Here is a 14,936-nt window from a genome sequence, read left to right on the forward strand (position 1 = left end):
CATGACACTCGGCATCCGAGGCAAGGAAATCCTCGGCATCAGTCTTCTGGTCTTCCTGATCGTCTCGCTCGCGTTAGTTGTTCACATTTCGACTACTACCCGCCTGGTCGTTCAGCATGCGGCGGAAAAGGGCAAACTGCAGGCTCAGCAGATCTTCTCCGGCAGCACTCGGGTGATGGCTCGTGCACGGGGGAGCCGTCCAGAGGTTGCTCTGCGACATGACCAAGAGCTCCGCGCGCTTCTCGATGCCAGCATCGGCTATTCCCCGCACCTGGTATATGCCATGATCACTGATCGCTCGGATACAGTCCTCATGCACAGCCAGCGTTCCCACGAAGGGCACAAGGCCCCATCCCGGACGAAGATCGAACAGTTGCAGGAGATGAACCCTCTTCGTCAGCTCCTGGCGCTAGCCCGCCAGCGCCAGGTATTTGAGACGACGCTGCCTCTCAGCCTCAACGACCGGCCCTTCGGGGCGATCCGACTCGGGCTGGCTGGAAGCCTCCTGTGGAACGAACTCTCACCCGCCATCTGGGGGAGCCTGCTACTGGCGCTGTTCACCTTCCCGCTGGCCTGGGCCGTGGCCTTTGGCCTCTCCAGCCTTGTCCTGGTGCCGTTGCGCCAGATTGCCCAAGGCGTTGACCGGATGGCGCGCGGCGAGTTCGACACGCCAGTCGCGTTTGATCGTCATGATGAAGTCGGGGAGATTGCCGAAAAACTCAACCTCCTGGGACGCCAGCTCCAGGAGGACCGGTCCTCCCTGATGAGTGAAAAGACCAGGCTGGAAGGGATCGTGCATTGCCTCGAAGACGCCATCATTCTGCTGAACAGAGAGCAGGCGGTCATCTTCGCCAATCCGGTGGCCGAGGCCCTGCTGGCCTGCCCCCTCATGAATGCTGTCGGTCAATCGTTGGGGCATATCCTGGGGGAGGCTCACCCCTTAGCCGAGGCAGTGGGCGAAGTCTTCCTGCGCCAACAGCCGGTAAGAAACCTTGCGCTTACGGTGCCGGGCGACCGCGACACACCCCTTGATATCCTGGCCTCCGCCTACCCAATCCTGGACAAGAACGGTGTGGTCGGGGGAATGATCCTCTTAAAAAACACCGAACCGCTCCGACAGATCCAGTCGCTCGTGGACTATTCTCGAAAGCTAGCCGACCTTGGGAAGCTCACCTCGGGTGTTGCCCACGAAGTCAAAAATCCACTGAACGCCATGATCATTCATCTCGAGCTGTTAAAACAGAAGCTCAACCGCCCTACGGAGGATGTAGCTCGAAGCCTGGACGTGCTGGGGAAAGAGATTTATCGCCTCGACCGTGTGGTGCAGGGCTTTCTTCGTTTTGTCCGTCCTCAGACCCTTGAGCTTCGCCCTCTGGACCCGAACAAGCTACTGCAGGAGGTCGCCCAGTTGACCGAAGCACAAGGAACGTCTCGGGGGATCGCGTTCAGCTTTTGTCTTGATGAGGAGATTCCTCCGATCAACGCCGATCATGAGTTACTTCGGCAGGCCTTCCTCAACCTAGTCCTGAATGCCTGTCAGGCTATGCCAGACGGAGGAACGGTAACCCTTACGACAGACCGGACCGCTGAGGGCAGGATCTGTGCCCACGTAATCGATCAGGGGGTAGGCATCCCTCCTGAGGACCTCGACAAGATCTTCCGTCTCTATTATACTACCAAGACGGATGGAAATGGGATCGGGCTTTCGTTGGTCTACCGGATCGTTCAGATGCACGGTGGGACTATCGAGGTGGACTCGAAGATGGGGCAAGGGACCACGATGACGGTCAGCTTTCCTACCTCTTAGCTTGGAGCAAAGGGTTTAGCAATAATGGCCTCACAGATGATCGTCACATTGCTGAGCCTTTTTCTGACGGCTGGGTGCGCCCAGATTCAAGCGGTATTCACGCCAACGCCTCCGCCACACGTCCCCGCACGCCCCGCACGCCAGGAGCCACCAACACCACGCTTATCCCCCCAGGTAAGCTCTGACCGTGAGACGCAACTGACGGAGGAGGTCAATACCATGAGCCGGGGAGTCGAGCGGACTTTGCTGTCGATCGACCGTCAGAAGCTGAAGGCCGACCAATGGGAAACCTACCAAACCATTCACAGCTTTCTTACGCAGGCCAGAGAGGCGCTTACGAGCAAGGACTTCCAACAGGCCACGAATTTGGTCCAAAAGGCGCGAGTTCTGTCTAGCGAGCTTTCCAAGGCCGTTCGTTGACGAGTAATAATTACCCCCCCTCGTACTGACCTGGTAAGCGCCCCTTTCAGGCACGCGATCCTTTAGAATTCAGGTTATTCAGCGCTTCACCGTCCCATCCCCAGAGAAAACTTTACTCGCCAACTCCCCAGCTCTGACCTCCCGCCGGAAACGATTGAGGCTATCGGACGTCGCACGCCATAGTGTAAGTCGCTATGTTTAAAGGGGGTAAACGTTTATGTAGTCGAGCCCAGATTAATGGCATGCCACTTGCCCTTCCTATTGAAAGAGAGGAGGAGGGGACAATGAGCGCGCAACGGTTGAACGATGCAAGGCAGAAGATCCTAGTCGTAGATGACGATTGTACGCTGCGGGAATTGTTAGCAGACTATCTTGAGAGGGTGGGCTTCGAGGTGCGAACAGCACCAGACGGTCGCGCTGGGCTGGACGCCTTGGACGGGTGCCACTTCGACCTCATCCTAACGGACTACCGAATGTCTGCAATGACTGGCATCGAGATGGCTGCGGTGATCCGCAGGTCCGATACAGTTACACCTATCATCCTGATCACAGGCGACTTCTACGAGCTTAACGCTGAGATCGTGGCGCAAGCCGGGATTACAAGGATGCTGCCAAAGCCTCTCAAGCTTAACGAGCTCTTAACATGTGTTCAAACAGCAAAGTCAACATAGCAAGGTAAATGCTATCTCGACAACTCGACAAAAGGAGACAAGCCAGATGAGCAGAGCAATGTCCAAACGGATCGCGTTAGGGGTGCTCGTGCTCGGGTTAACCACGGGGTGCGCCGGGATGTCGACGCGTCAGCAGCGTGCCTTGAGCGGAGGCGCCATTGGCGCGGCCGGTGGGGCTGTCGTAGGCGTCATGGCCGGTAGTCCGGCTACCGGCGCCATTGTGGGCGGAGCGATAGGAACGGCTACAGGCGCCATGTGGGATGATATCAAGAAATCGCTGAAGTGAGCATCGGGCACTGACTTCAAGTACTGGCCCCATCACCCCACTGCTCATTCGGTTTCTACGGCCTCTCCGATTTGACTCCCCTTCCCGAGTCGGAGAGGCCGTCTTTTTTCCTCAACTCCTCCATCCTCGTCTTGTTACTGCCAGAAAGCGGACCAATTAACTTAGCCAAGATAATAGGATTTTACAATTTGACTTATAGGATTTAAGCCGATAGTGTTAGACTCATCGTTTACCCTATTTAATGACAGACGAGAAGCCTAGCCTTCAGGAGGGTTTTCATGCGCCATCGATGGATCTGTGTCTGGTTGTCAAGTTTGGTGGCTGTTGTGGCTAGCCTCGGATTGCTAAGTCCTGCCTGGTCTGAAGCGCCAAAAGAGCTGCGGGTTTCGGCTATCCCGGACGAGAACCCGACTGAACTGATGCGGATCTATACGCCCTTCGCTGAGTATCTTAGCAAAGAACTGGGCATCCCGGTCAGATACTATCCAGTAGTGGACTACGCTGCCACCGTCGAAGCCCTGGCGGCTAAGAAGCTGGACATGGTCTGGTACGGCGGATTTACCTTCGTCCAGGCTCGAAAGCGGACAGGCAATGCGATCCCGCTGGTGAGCCGGGAAGAGGACCTGCGCTTTCACAGTAAATTCATCACCAGGCCGGAAACCGGCATCAAGACCCTGGCCGACTTAAAGGGCAAGACCTTCTCCTTCGGAAGCGTCAGCTCGACATCAGGTCACCTCATGCCACGCTATTTCCTTCTGCAGAATGGGATAGACCCCGAAAAAGACTTCGCGAAATTCAGCTTCAGCGGGGCTCACGATGCCACCGCCCTCTGGGTAGAGAGCGGAAAAGTTGACGCCGGGGCCTTGAATGAGGCAGTGTGGGAAAAGCTCGTTCAGGCCAAAAAGGTTGACCTCAATAAGGTGCAGGTGTTCTGGACGACACCCCCCTACATCGACTATGTCTGGACCGTGCGGGGCGATCTGGACAGCAGTCTCGTAGAAAAGATCGCCACCGCCTTCACGAAGCTCAACTATAGCAACCCAGTGGATAGAGCCCTCATGGACCTTCAGCGTACGAAGGGATACGTCCGCGTCAAGGTCGAGCAGTTCAAGCCGGCTGAAGATGCAGCGATCGCCGCTGGGCTGCTTCAGTAGCACCATTAGAACCCATGTATATGCTCGATCGAGTCTCTAAGGTATTCGCCGGCCGGATCGTCGCCGTAGACGATCTTGATCTGAATATCCGACAGGGCGAGCGGGTGGCCTTGATCGGCCCAAGCGGAGCCGGCAAGACGACCCTGTTCCGGATGTTGAATCTCACGATCCCCCCAACATCGGGAAGCCTGTTATTCGACGGACTGGACATCGGCCGCTTCTCCGGACGGCGGCTACGAGAGGTCCGACGCCGAATCGGAACTATCTACCAACAGCACAATCTGATCCCTCGCCTACAGGTCGTTCATAACGTGCTTGCAGGCAAACTGGGAACTTGGTCCACCTGGCAGGCGGTGCGCTCCCTGATCCGACCGACGGAGGTCGATCTCGCTTCCCTGGCGCTCAGACAGGTCGGCATCGCTGAAAAGCTGTACGACAGGACCGAGACACTTTCAGGCGGCCAGCAGCAGCGGGTCGCCATTGCCCGCATGCTGGTACAGAATCCAGAGGTGATCCTGGCCGACGAGCCGGTCTCTTCAGTGGATCCCGCGCTAGCCTCCGGAATCGTCAAGCTGCTGATCGATCTGAGCCGGACCACCCGCAAAACCCTCATCATGAACCTCCACAGTGTTGATCTGGCGCTGGCCCATTTCCCCAGAGTGATCGGGCTGAAGGATGGAAAGATGTCGTTCGATCTGGCAGCCCCAGCGGTAACAGATGACCATCTGACAGCGCTGTACTCCGGAAGTCAGACCGAGACAGCCGAAGAGGAGGCCTCCATCCGTGCAAAGCAACGTTCCCTCTACTCCTGCCAGCCTCACCTTACCAGCTAGGCGCTTCTCCACCTTCCAGATCGTCTATTCCGTCCTGTTCGTCCTGACGTTCCTGGGAAGTTATAAGCTTGCCCAGGTGAAACCACTGCTGCTCTTCGAGCCTGAGGGACGCCGGAACATCTGGAAGTTCGTCACCGGCATGTTCCCGCCAGACCTATCCTGGAACTTCCTGAGTCTGCTGGGTCGCCCGATCCTGGAAACCATTCAGATCTCTCTGATGGGAACCGTCATCGCCGTAGTCATCGGCTTCCCCCTTGGCCTTCTTGCGACAAGCTCGCTCACATTCAAAGGTATTCTGCACGAACGAGAGCTCGCCGGCTCTCGCCCGCAAGCAATGCTCCACAAGGGATCGTATCTACTGGCCAGGGCGATCCTCAGCCTGTTCCGGACTATCCCTGAATTCGTGTGGGCCTTCATGTTTGTCCGGGCCGTTGGGCTAGGTCCGTTCCCCGGTGTCCTGGCGATTGCGATCTCCTATGCGGGGATGCTGGGGAAGGTCTACTCGGAGATCCTGGAGCATGTGAATCCGGGGCCCTTGGAAGCGCTCCAGGCGACTGGGGCCTCGCGGCTCACCATCCTCCTGTATGGCCTGTTGCCACAGTCCTTACCGAACCTGGTGTCCTACACCCTGTATCGTTGGGAGTGCGCCATTCGGGCATCGGCGATTTTGGGTTTCGTGGGCGCGGGGGGGATCGGCCAACAGCTTGAGATCTCGATGCGAATGTTTAATTTCAACCAGGTCACTACCCTGGTCGCGATCCTGTTCGTGATGGTGGCGGGAGTTGATGCCTTGAGCGCCAAGGTGAGAGGCGCGATTTTTGGCCGGGAGCGCGGTTGATGGTCCATACCCCTACGCGGGCCACGGGTCACGCTGGAGCGAAGAGGCGCGATCTCCTCTCCCCCCCCAATCTGATATTCCTCGCGGGCTTCCTCATCCTCATGGCCTGGAGCTATGTGGGAACCGAGTTCTCGCTGCGCGGACTGCTGGGCGGGGAGAGTGCATCCCAGATCCTGACCTACACCAAGAGACTCTTTCCGCCTGATCTATCCAAAGACTTCTTGCTCAAGACCGGCTACTGGATCCTCGAGACCTTCGCCATGTCGTTTCTCGGGACGATCCTGGCGGTTCTGATCGCCTTTTCCCTCGTCTTCCTCTCCAGTCGCAACCTGATGTTCGCCGGGCTGCTGTTCGAGATGGAGCGGCACCGTCCGTGGGTTCGAGCGCTCCGCACCGCCCTATACCTCATCGCCAAGGCTACCCTTAACCTCCTCCGGACCGTCCCCCATCTTGTCTGGGCGCTGATCCTCGTCTTTGCGATCGGCCTCGGCCCGTTCCCAGGGATGCTCGCTCTGGGGATTCACACGGGCGGAGTCTTGGGCAGGCTGTTTGGAGAGGTGATGGAGAATGTCGAGACCCAGCCGATCGAGGCACTGCAGGCGACCGGAGCCGGCCGGTTACAGATCCTGTTCTACGGCATCCTCCCCCAGGTCCTGCCGGAGTGTGTCGCCTATACCCTGTATCGCTGGGAGGTGAACATCCGGGAGGCGGTCATCCTCGGCTACGTCGGGGCGGGGGGGCTAGGCCAGCAGATCCAGATCGCCATCAGTCTTTTTCTAGAGCATCGCCTGCTCACCCTCATCATCGCGATCTATCTCATTGTGACGGCCGTCGACGCCCTCAGCGCCTCCATAAGGAGCCGAATTGCCTAACAATTCATCAATGCCCGCGACCGACCATTTCTCTCTCTTTCTCCTTGACAGCGGGATCAAATCACGGTATCACGCGTCAAGTGTAGTGTCTCACAAATACCTTTATAATCCGTTCGCGGTGAGCAGTTCGACAGGCTCAGGGCAGGCTTGTCGAATCCATGAACGGAACTCATTGAAATGCTTCACCCTTCGACAGGCTCAGGGCGAACGGATTGTGTAAAACAGCGCTGGATGCACTACACTAGCAGACTTGAGGTAACATCATGGAAAATGAACGATATACTTGCATTACGCTAAGGAACGCTCTGGACACGCTGGCCGACGATATCCGGCAGGCACTCACCGCGCCCAGGAAGTGGCTCCCCTGCAAATACTTCTACGATCCGACAGGGAACGCCCTGTTCGAGCAAATCTGCGAGTTGCCAGAGTATTACCTGACCAGAACCGAAACTGCCATCTTGAAGCAGCACGCTGTTCACATCATCGGGCGCTGTCCATCGGACCTCACGCTGGTCGAACTGGGTAGCGGCAGCTCCACGAAGAGCCGATATCTGATCGAGTCATGCCTGGCTCGGCAGCAGGATCTCACCTACTATGCCGTTGACATCTCGCCAGCCGGATTGGAGAATGGAACCCGACAGCTATTGGACAACTACCCGCGCCTGAGGGTTGTGGGGGTGGCGGCCGAATTTGCCGATGGGCTTGGCTACCTTACCACACACGCAAGCGGACCTCGGTTAGTCGCGTTTCTTGGATCCACTATCGGCAACTTCACGGAAGAAGATATCGCCCGGTTTTTCACGATGCTCCGTCGCCATCTTCGTCCGATGGATCGGCTCCTGCTAGGCGTTGATCTGATCAAAGACCCGGCTGTCCTTGAAGCAGCCTATGACGATGCCCAAGGCGTCACCGCGAAGTTCAATCTCAACATTCTCGCCCGGCTCAATCGTGAGTTATCTGCAAACTTCGATCTGGCAACATTTCGGCACCGGGCGGTGTGGAATCACGAGCGTGGCCGAATAGAGATGAACCTGGTCAGTGTACGCAATCAACGCGTCAGGATCGGCGATCTGAACCTTGACATCGATTTTCGCCAGGATGAAACGATCCACACAGAAAACTGCTACAAGTACTCCCAGTCGGGAATGGAATCGTTGCTCACGCGCCACGGATTTCAGGTTCTTGGTCACTTTAGCGATCCTCGGGATCAATTTTGTCTTTTCCTGGCCTCTTGATCATCCCGCCACGATGGTTCCGATCTCCTTTTCTCGCCGGCCATGAACGACCTGCCTACGATTGAGTTTGATCACGTACACTACCGAGCCCCTAGCGGCGCGGTGGTTCTTGATGATGTCAGCTTCACCGTGAAGCGCGGCGAGGTGCTCGTCCTGGTGGGCCGCAGCGGCGTCGGTAAGACGACCATCCTGCGGCTGATCAATCGTCTCCTCGTACCGATCGCCGGCGAGGTTCGGGTCGAGGGTCGGGCAACGCCCGAGTGGGACCCGATCGCCTTGCGTCGCCGAACCGGCTATGTGCTGCAGGAGGTCGGCCTGTTTCCACACATGACCATCGGCCGCAACATCGGGGTCGTGCCGCGCCTGGACGGGTGGCCGGAACCCCGTATCCATGCGCGCTGCCAGGAGCTGCTGGAGCTTGTCGGGCTTGATCCATCCACCTTTGAAGGACGGTTCCCCCACGAGCTCTCAGGTGGCCAACGCCAACGAGTGGGGTTCGCGAGGGCGATTGCCGCTGACCCCCCCGTAATCTTGATGGATGAGCCGTTCGGTGCGCTCGATCCGCTCACGCGCGCCGAACTGCATCGCGAGTTCCACCGCATTCAGGATCAGCTCCGCAAGACCGTCGTCATGGTGTCGCACGACATGGGTGAAGCCTTTGCGCTCGCCACGAAACTAGGGGTCCTGGATCAGGGACGCCTCGTGGCGCTTGATACTCCAGAAGTCATCGCCCGCGCCGGCGATCCAAGAATTCGGATGTTCCTCGATGCACTGCCGCCAGTGCCGGTCATCGCCCGTGACACTGATTAACTTCTGGGTCGCCCATCGCGCCGACATGCTCGGCGCAATTGCTCAGCATCTCCTGCTCACGCTGGTCGCGACCGCCGCAGCAATCGCCATCGCGGTGCCGCTCGGGATCGTGGCGGCACGGCGCCCTCGGCTGGGCGCGGTACTGCTGACCTTCGCCAATATCGCCCAGACGGTACCCAGCCTCGCCATGTTCGGGTTCCTGGTGGCGGCTCCGCTTATTGGAGGGGTTGGCGCCCGAAGCGCGCTGCTCGTGCTCATCCTCTATGCGCTGCTACCGGTCATGCGCAACACCGTTGCCGGTATCCAGGGGATCGATCGGGCCGCACGGGATGCGGGTGTAGCCCTTGGGATGACGCCGAAGCAGTTGCTGCTACAGGTTGAGCTACCGCTGGCGATGCCGACGATGGTGGCGGGGGTTCGCGTGGCAGCGGTGGGCGGCGTGGGGGCGGCCACGATTGCCGCCGCCATTGGCGCTGGAGGGCTCGGCGACTATATCTTCCGGGGCCTCTCCATGACCGAGCCGACCCTGATCCTGGCAGGGGCGGTACCGGCTGCGCTCCTCGCCCTCGCGGTGGACGCGTCGCTCGGATGGCTGGAGCGCGCCATGACACCGGGGGCCACCCGATCGCGGCGCGTGACTGCCCGCGCGCTGGTGGCTACCGGCATCGCGCTGACACTGATCGTGATGGGCAGCTTCGCCGTATCAGGGCGCTGGGGCCCTCGGGTCATCATCGGGTCGAAGAATTTTTCAGAACAGATCATCCTCGGCGAGCTGCTGGCCCAGGTGATCGAGCGGACTACCGATCTCAGGGTAGAGCGCCGTCTCAATCTCGGCGGCACGTTCATCAGCGATCAAGCGCTTCGCTCCGGCGCCATCGACGCCTACGTTGAGTACACGGGAACGGCCCTGACCGCGATCTTTCATCAGCCTACCTCACGGGATCACGCGGACGTACTCGCGCGCGTCATCGCAGCGTATGCGGCGACCGACCGTACGGTCCTGCCGTCGCTCGGCTTCAACAACACCTTCGCGATCCTCGTCCGGGCTGCCGAGGCACGCCGACTCAACCTCACAACGATCAGCGATGCGGTGGCGCATACGCCTAGCTGGAAGGCCGCCTTCGGGTACGAATTCCTGGAGCGCGAGGATGGCTACAAGGGACTGGTCCAGACCTACGGGCTACGATTCGCCGAGACGCCGCATGTGATGGATCTGACGCTGAGCTATCGAGCGCTCGCGGGAGGCTCTGTCGATCTGATCGCGGGCGATGCAACGAATGGACTGATCAAGGGGCTCGATCTGACCATGCTCGAGGATGACCGACGGTACTTCCCACCATACGACGCCATCCCCGTTGTGCGGACCCAGACGCTGGCAGCCCATCCGGCGCTTCGGACGGCGATCGAGCGATTAGCAGGACGGATCTCGGCGGAGGCGATGCGACAGATGAACTACGATGTAGATGTCAGCCACCGCGATGCCGCAGTCGTCGCGCGGGAGTTCCTTGACCAGCTTGGGTTACAGTCGCCGGCCCGGTAAGGACCAGTGTAGTGCGTCTAACACTTCTTTACATTTACCGTGCGCCCTGAGCATGTTGAAGGGCTCACCAAATATATTGCCGTGTGTCTTATGGCGCGATGAGACGGTCTGCGCCCTCAGGCCACACGCGTTTGAAGTCGTCAACATTGAATGTTAACACGTGATCAACCCTGGATTTCTTCGCTGCCATGACGATAATGGCATCATAAATCACGCCTCCGGATAGTCCCAGATCAACCATCCGCTTGACGACAGAGCTGTACTCCGAAGGTGAAAGGGAAACCATCTTTGCCAGGGTTTCAACATCACTGTGGATCAGATGTCCGGCTATCCATGGCGTAATCCGTGGGCTTATGGGCAACGTGGCCAACCCCGCATAAAGCTCAGCCAGCGTATGACCGGCAACCAGCATATCGAACTCTTTCGCCCTTGCCCGTTTGAGCCATCGGAAAGCAGGGGCATGCAGGGGGTGCGGTCCTACAATCGCGGCCACAAGGACAGAGGTATCAAAAAGGATTTTCATGATCTCCGCGGCGAAGACACCCTCCTGATGCGTTCCTCGCGATGAGCCCTCACAGCCTCCATCAGATTGCCTGTTGCTGTGCCTGCATAGACCAGCAGGCCATCCTTCACCTTGATTGGGATTTCTTCGCGCAACGGCTTCAAAATCACCTCGTCATCCGATTGCTCGACCTTTAACAGTTCTCCTGGTTTTAGACCGAGAATATCGCGGATTTCTTTTGGGATCACCACCCGACCGAATCTATCCAACGTTGTCTCCATTACACACTCCTCCTCTTTATGGCATTATATATTGCCAACTGGCATAATTCAATGCCATTTTCCTCATCTTTCCGGCAAGACCTGGGGCCAGAGGAACAGGCGGTATACCGACCGCAAACTAGGCATAAATCGAGCATGACCCCAAGATCTTCCAAGACTTTCCGTGTTCCCTAATTGGCTTTAGTGGCGGCGAGCTTCTTGATGATCTCCTCGAAGTGCTCGATCGGGTAGGCGCCCTTCACCGGAACACCGTTGAGCAAGAAGCCGGGGGTACCGTTGAAGCCGAACTGCTTGGCTTCCTCAATGTCCGCAGCGATGCGGTCTTTCACGGCCTGGCTCTCGGCATCCTTCTCGCACTTCTCCACGTCGATGCCTAGATCCTTGGCGGTCTTCTTGAAGAAGTCGACGCCGAGCTTGGATTGGTTCTCGAAGAGGATGTCGTGGAACTTCCAAGCCTTCTCAGGCGACTGGATCGCGACGGCCTCGAGCCACTGTGCGGCGGGCATTGCCTGGGCGTGGAAGGGCAGGGGCAGGTGCTTGTAGATGAATCGCAGCTCCTTGCCGTGCCTCTTTCTCAGCTCCTTGACAGTGTGATGGGCGCTCGCACAGTAAGGACACTGGAAGTCGGAATACTCAACCAGAGTATACTTGGCATCCTTCTCGCCGCGGATTCGGGTCTTGTCGTCGATCACGGGCTTGAGGGGGTTCTTGAAGGAGTCCGCGGAGGCCTTCCTTTCAGCCTCCTCTGCCTCCTTCTGCATGCTGGCCTGCTCCTCAAGCCCCGCCTGCTTGATGATGTCGAAGATGGCTTTCTTGTTGGCCTTGATCGCCTCGATGAGTACGTTGGGATTCTCTTGCAGGGCCTTCTTAAGCTCGTCGCCAGTGATCTCCGTGGCCTGTGCGGCGGTGCAGGTCAGAATTGCGATCGTCGTGGCAGCTATGGCGCTACTGATTCTCATGATCTCCTCCTGTTGAGTTCTCTCAGCACATCATTGTTTCTACAAGGTTCTAGCGCTTCCGACAATTCAACACAAAACGAATTCGTCAATGCGGTTCCTCGGCAGGTCAGATGGTTTTCTCCGGCCAGGAGCAGAGGTGGCGGACCGGGCAGTGCGGGCAGTCTGGCTTCCTGGCCATGCAGATGCGCCGACCGTGGAAGACAAGCAGGTGGGTGAGGAGGGTCCACTTCTCTTTCGGCACAACCCGGCAGAGCTGTTGCTCTATCTCATCCGGCTTGTTGCTGGCGGCCAGGCCAAGGCGGTTTGCCACCCGCGTGACATGGGTGTCCACCGCGATCCCCTCGGTGATGCCGAAGGCGTTGCCCAGGACGATGTTGGCCGTCTTGCGCCATACGCCGGGCAGCGTGATTAGTTCCTCCATCGTCTGCGGCACTAGCCCGCCGAACTCCTCGACCAGCTTCTTACAGCAGCCGATGATGCTCCTGGCCTTGTTCCGGTAAAAGCCTGTCGATCGGATCGCTTCCTCCATCTCTACCGGGTCAGCATCGGCAAGCACCTGTGGGGTCGGATACCGCTTGAACAACCCCTTCGTAACCTGATTCACCCGCTCGTCCGTGCACTGGGCAGCCAGGATTGTCGCGATGAGTAGTTGGAATGGGTTCGTGAAGTCGAGCGTCACGTGGGCATCGGGATAGGATGACTCGATGATGGCCAGGATTTTCTTGGCCTTAGCTGGGGTAGCGGTGAGGATATCGCTTTTTTGCTGTTTCACCTTGATCCCCCTGCTACCTCCCGCGGGGTACCGGTGAGATCCAGGGAGCCAATGAGATCGGTTACACGTTTGATCTTGTGGTCGATTAGATACGCTTCGATCCCATCAATGACCCGTGTAGCACTGCTTGGTGAGGTGAAGTTGGCCGTCCCAACCGCCACTGCCGTGGCCCCCGCGATAAGGAACTCGAGCGCGTCGTCCGCCGTCATGATCCCACCCATCCCAATGAGCGGCAGCTTCACCGCTCGCGCTACCTCCCACACCATTCGGACAGCGATCGGCCGGATGGCGGGGCCGGAGAGCCCGCCGGTCACGTTGCCGAGCTTCGGCCGCCGGCTTCGTACGTCGATGGCCATACCGATCAGCGTGTTGATGAGGGAGAGCGCGTCGGCCCCACCCTCTGCCAGCGCTCTGGCAATCTCAGCAACATCAGTGACGTTCGGGGAGAGCTTTGGAATGAGTGGAAGTCGAGTAGCCTGTCGCACGCGCGCGACCAGTTTGTTGGCCAGCACAGCATTGCAGCCAAAAATCAAGCCATCAGCCACGTTGGGACACGAGATGTTCAATTCGATCCCGCTGACTCCCTCCTGATCGCTCAGCCGCTTCGCCAGCTCAACATAGTCCTCGACCGACTCCCCGGCGATATTGACGATGACGGGGGGCCCAAGCCCGATAAGATAGGGAAGTTTCTCTCTGAGGAAGGCCTCGATGCCAACATTCTGAAGGCCGATTGCGTTCAGCATCCCGGCCGGGGTCTCGACAATCCGGGAAGGCTGGGCTCCGACGCGAGGGTGCAGCGTGATGGTCTTGACCACGATGGCTCCCAGGCGTGAGAGATCCAGGTACGACTCAAACTCCTGAGCATAGCCGAAAGTCCCGGAGGCGGTCATTACCGGGTTCCGCATGGAGATGCCGGCAACAGTCACGCGCAGGTCTGGTCGTTTGACGCGGCTCACGACAGGTTTCATGATTTCGCGCCTCGCATCTCGCACCCTTCAAATCCCCCCGTGCCCCCCTTTCGTAAAGGGGGGGTGGGGGGTTTTGCACCTCGCATCCCTTGTGTCCGCTCTTCCTCCACGGCTGTTCGGTAGCACCTTTGGAGACGTTGCGTCACAGGGCCGGGGCTTCCGGTACCGATCTTATTGCCGTCGATTGCGACAAGCGGCATGATCTCCTTCAGAGAGCCGGTCAGGAACGCCTCCTCGGACGCGAGGAGGTCCTGAAGCGGCAGAGGCGCCTCGCGGAGGATCAGGCCCTCCTTTTTCGTGAGCTCGATTACTACTTCCCTCGTAATGCCCGGTAAGAGCCCCGAGCTTAAGGGAGGGGTTGTCAGCACCCCCTTCGAGAACGAGAACAGATTACTCGTGGCCCCCTCGACGACGCAGTTATCGCGATCGACAAACAGGGCCTCCTGAGCCCCTTCGCGTTGCGCCTGTACCATCGCCAGCATGTTATAGAGGTAGCCAAGCGACTTGATTTGGAGTGGGTTGAATGGGCTCCCCCAGTGAACCATGACCGCGTCGATCCCGACCTGCTGACGTTCGGCGATCCCAGCATACAAGGGCCTGGCGACCAACAGCAGCGTGGGTGAAGGGGGCACGTCGGGAGGCAGGAGGGAACCGAGCACGTCCGGGCCTCTCGTAACCGTCAACCGCAAAGAGGCATCAGCGGCCCGCAGGCTACTCCGCCGGAGCAGTTGACCCATCACCTGCCGCCACTCGCCAACGTCATCTTCGAACGGAATCCCGATCTGATCGGCGCCCTTCTTGAGGCGAGCGAGGTGGCGCTCAAGGCCAAAGACCCACCCGGCATACGCTCGGATGGTTTCGAAGAGGCCATCGCCATACGAGAACCCGCGGTCGAACGCCGACACCTTCGCCCGCTCGGCCTGCACGTAGCGCCCATTCAGATAGACAATTGCGTTCATTGCGTCTTTTGCGGCCATTGCGTTGATTG

Annotated in this window: 17 protein-coding genes; 11 read left to right on the forward strand and 6 right to left on the reverse strand. The window is 58.6% G+C overall.

The window, feature by feature from the left end:
• The first annotated feature begins 1 nt into the window (after nt 1).
• The 11 genes from CLG94_RS07295 to CLG94_RS07345 all read left to right on the forward strand — a co-directional run bounded on the left by CLG94_RS07295 (nt 2) and on the right by CLG94_RS07345 (nt 10,466).
• The gene (locus CLG94_RS07295) at nt 2–1,807 is read left to right on the forward strand and encodes a sensor histidine kinase (protein ID WP_107562201.1); all 1,806 of its coding nucleotides are present in this window, start codon (nt 2–4) and stop codon (nt 1,805–1,807) included.
• Between the two features lie 219 nt (nt 1,808–2,026).
• Nucleotides 2,027–2,227, forward strand: a complete 201-nt coding sequence (locus tag CLG94_RS07300; RefSeq protein ID WP_107562202.1) for a hypothetical protein — start codon at nt 2,027–2,029, stop codon at nt 2,225–2,227.
• Between the two features lie 284 nt (nt 2,228–2,511).
• Nucleotides 2,512–2,898 (forward strand): response regulator, encoded by a 387-nt coding sequence (locus CLG94_RS07305; protein WP_107562203.1) that lies wholly within the window; start codon nt 2,512–2,514, stop codon nt 2,896–2,898.
• Nucleotides 2,899–2,944: 46 nt separating this feature from the next.
• Nucleotides 2,945–3,184 (forward strand): YMGG-like glycine zipper-containing protein, encoded by a 240-nt coding sequence (locus CLG94_RS07310; protein WP_107562204.1) that lies wholly within the window; start codon nt 2,945–2,947, stop codon nt 3,182–3,184.
• A gap of 278 nt (nt 3,185–3,462) precedes the next feature.
• On the forward strand, nt 3,463–4,338 hold the full coding sequence (locus CLG94_RS07315) for a putative selenate ABC transporter substrate-binding protein (RefSeq protein ID WP_107562205.1): 876 nt from the start codon (nt 3,463–3,465) through the stop codon (nt 4,336–4,338).
• A gap of 14 nt (nt 4,339–4,352) precedes the next feature.
• The gene (locus CLG94_RS07320) at nt 4,353–5,171 is read left to right on the forward strand and encodes a phosphonate ABC transporter ATP-binding protein (protein WP_107562206.1); all 819 of its coding nucleotides are present in this window, start codon (nt 4,353–4,355) and stop codon (nt 5,169–5,171) included.
• On the forward strand, nt 5,122–6,009 hold the full coding sequence (gene phnE / locus CLG94_RS07325) for a phosphonate ABC transporter, permease protein PhnE (protein WP_107562207.1): 888 nt from the start codon (nt 5,122–5,124) through the stop codon (nt 6,007–6,009). Before CLG94_RS07320 ends, phnE (CLG94_RS07325) begins: the two co-directional genes overlap by 50 nt.
• Nucleotides 6,009–6,881: a phosphonate ABC transporter, permease protein PhnE gene (gene phnE, locus CLG94_RS07330; protein WP_107562208.1), complete on the forward strand. Its 873-nt coding sequence runs from the start codon at nt 6,009–6,011 to the stop codon at nt 6,879–6,881. The genes phnE (CLG94_RS07325) and phnE (CLG94_RS07330) overlap by 1 nt, the downstream gene beginning before the upstream one ends.
• A 263-nt stretch (nt 6,882–7,144) precedes the next feature.
• On the forward strand, nt 7,145–8,116 hold the full coding sequence (egtD, locus tag CLG94_RS07335) for an L-histidine N(alpha)-methyltransferase (protein ID WP_107562209.1): 972 nt from the start codon (nt 7,145–7,147) through the stop codon (nt 8,114–8,116).
• 42 nt (nt 8,117–8,158) lie between these two features.
• Nucleotides 8,159–8,926 (forward strand): ATP-binding cassette domain-containing protein, encoded by a 768-nt coding sequence (locus CLG94_RS07340; RefSeq protein ID WP_107562210.1) that lies wholly within the window; start codon nt 8,159–8,161, stop codon nt 8,924–8,926.
• On the forward strand, nt 8,913–10,466 hold the full coding sequence (locus CLG94_RS07345; RefSeq protein ID WP_107562211.1) for a glycine betaine ABC transporter substrate-binding protein: 1,554 nt from the start codon (nt 8,913–8,915) through the stop codon (nt 10,464–10,466). Before CLG94_RS07340 ends, CLG94_RS07345 begins: the two co-directional genes overlap by 14 nt.
• 88 nt (nt 10,467–10,554) lie before the next feature.
• Here CLG94_RS07345 and CLG94_RS07350 read toward each other — a convergent pair whose 3' ends face one another.
• The 6 genes from CLG94_RS07350 to CLG94_RS07375 all read right to left on the reverse strand — a co-directional run bounded on the left by CLG94_RS07350 (nt 10,555) and on the right by CLG94_RS07375 (nt 14,925).
• A complete protein-coding gene (locus CLG94_RS07350) occupies nt 10,555–10,989 on the reverse strand; it encodes a PIN domain-containing protein (protein ID WP_107562212.1) in 435 nt (144 codons plus the stop codon).
• Nucleotides 10,986–11,249: an AbrB/MazE/SpoVT family DNA-binding domain-containing protein gene (locus CLG94_RS07355; protein WP_107562213.1), complete on the reverse strand. Its 264-nt coding sequence runs from the start codon at nt 11,247–11,249 to the stop codon at nt 10,986–10,988. The genes CLG94_RS07350 and CLG94_RS07355 overlap by 4 nt, the downstream gene beginning before the upstream one ends.
• Before the next feature lie 170 nt (nt 11,250–11,419).
• A complete protein-coding gene (locus CLG94_RS07360) occupies nt 11,420–12,208 on the reverse strand; it encodes a DsbA family protein (protein ID WP_107562215.1) in 789 nt (262 codons plus the stop codon).
• A 106-nt stretch (nt 12,209–12,314) separates the two neighbouring features.
• The gene (gene nth, locus CLG94_RS07365) at nt 12,315–12,980 is read right to left on the reverse strand and encodes an endonuclease III (protein WP_107562217.1); all 666 of its coding nucleotides are present in this window, start codon (nt 12,978–12,980) and stop codon (nt 12,315–12,317) included.
• A complete protein-coding gene (locus tag CLG94_RS07370) occupies nt 12,977–13,948 on the reverse strand; it encodes a dihydroorotate dehydrogenase (protein WP_107562219.1) in 972 nt (323 codons plus the stop codon). The genes nth and CLG94_RS07370 overlap by 4 nt, the downstream gene beginning before the upstream one ends.
• On the reverse strand, nt 13,945–14,925 hold the full coding sequence (locus CLG94_RS07375; RefSeq protein ID WP_161954079.1) for an aminotransferase class IV: 981 nt from the start codon (nt 14,923–14,925) through the stop codon (nt 13,945–13,947). The genes CLG94_RS07370 and CLG94_RS07375 overlap by 4 nt, the downstream gene beginning before the upstream one ends.
• Between the last annotated feature and the right edge of the window lie 11 nt (nt 14,926–14,936).

The organism is Candidatus Methylomirabilis limnetica (assembly GCF_003044035.1).
GTDB lineage: Bacteria > Methylomirabilota > Methylomirabilia > Methylomirabilales > Methylomirabilaceae > Methylomirabilis > Methylomirabilis limnetica.

Bases quoted from the DNA above. Each gene is read 5' to 3' on its own strand.
- CLG94_RS07295 (WP_107562201.1), top strand. From the start codon at position 2: ATGACACTCGGCATCCGAGGCAAGGAAATCCTCGGCATCAGTCTTCTG.
- CLG94_RS07300 (WP_107562202.1), top strand. From the start codon at position 2,027: ATGAGCCGGGGAGTCGAGCGGACTTTGCTGTCGATCGACCGTCAGAAG.
- CLG94_RS07305 (WP_107562203.1), top strand. From the start codon at position 2,512: ATGAGCGCGCAACGGTTGAACGATGCAAGGCAGAAGATCCTAGTCGTA.
- CLG94_RS07310 (WP_107562204.1), top strand. From the start codon at position 2,945: ATGAGCAGAGCAATGTCCAAACGGATCGCGTTAGGGGTGCTCGTGCTC.
- CLG94_RS07315 (WP_107562205.1), top strand. From the start codon at position 3,463: ATGCGCCATCGATGGATCTGTGTCTGGTTGTCAAGTTTGGTGGCTGTT.
- CLG94_RS07320 (WP_107562206.1), top strand. From the start codon at position 4,353: ATGTATATGCTCGATCGAGTCTCTAAGGTATTCGCCGGCCGGATCGTC.
- phnE (WP_107562208.1), top strand. From the start codon at position 6,009: ATGGTCCATACCCCTACGCGGGCCACGGGTCACGCTGGAGCGAAGAGG.
- egtD (WP_107562209.1), top strand. From the start codon at position 7,145: ATGGAAAATGAACGATATACTTGCATTACGCTAAGGAACGCTCTGGAC.
- CLG94_RS07340 (WP_107562210.1), top strand. From the start codon at position 8,159: ATGAACGACCTGCCTACGATTGAGTTTGATCACGTACACTACCGAGCC.
- CLG94_RS07350 (WP_107562212.1), bottom strand. From the start codon at position 10,989: ATGAAAATCCTTTTTGATACCTCTGTCCTTGTGGCCGCGATTGTAGGA.
- CLG94_RS07355 (WP_107562213.1), bottom strand. From the start codon at position 11,249: ATGGAGACAACGTTGGATAGATTCGGTCGGGTGGTGATCCCAAAAGAA.
- CLG94_RS07360 (WP_107562215.1), bottom strand. From the start codon at position 12,208: ATGAGAATCAGTAGCGCCATAGCTGCCACGACGATCGCAATTCTGACC.
- CLG94_RS07370 (WP_107562219.1), bottom strand. From the start codon at position 13,948: ATGAAACCTGTCGTGAGCCGCGTCAAACGACCAGACCTGCGCGTGACT.
- CLG94_RS07375 (WP_161954079.1), bottom strand. From the start codon at position 14,925: ATGGCCGCAAAAGACGCAATGAACGCAATTGTCTATCTGAATGGGCGC.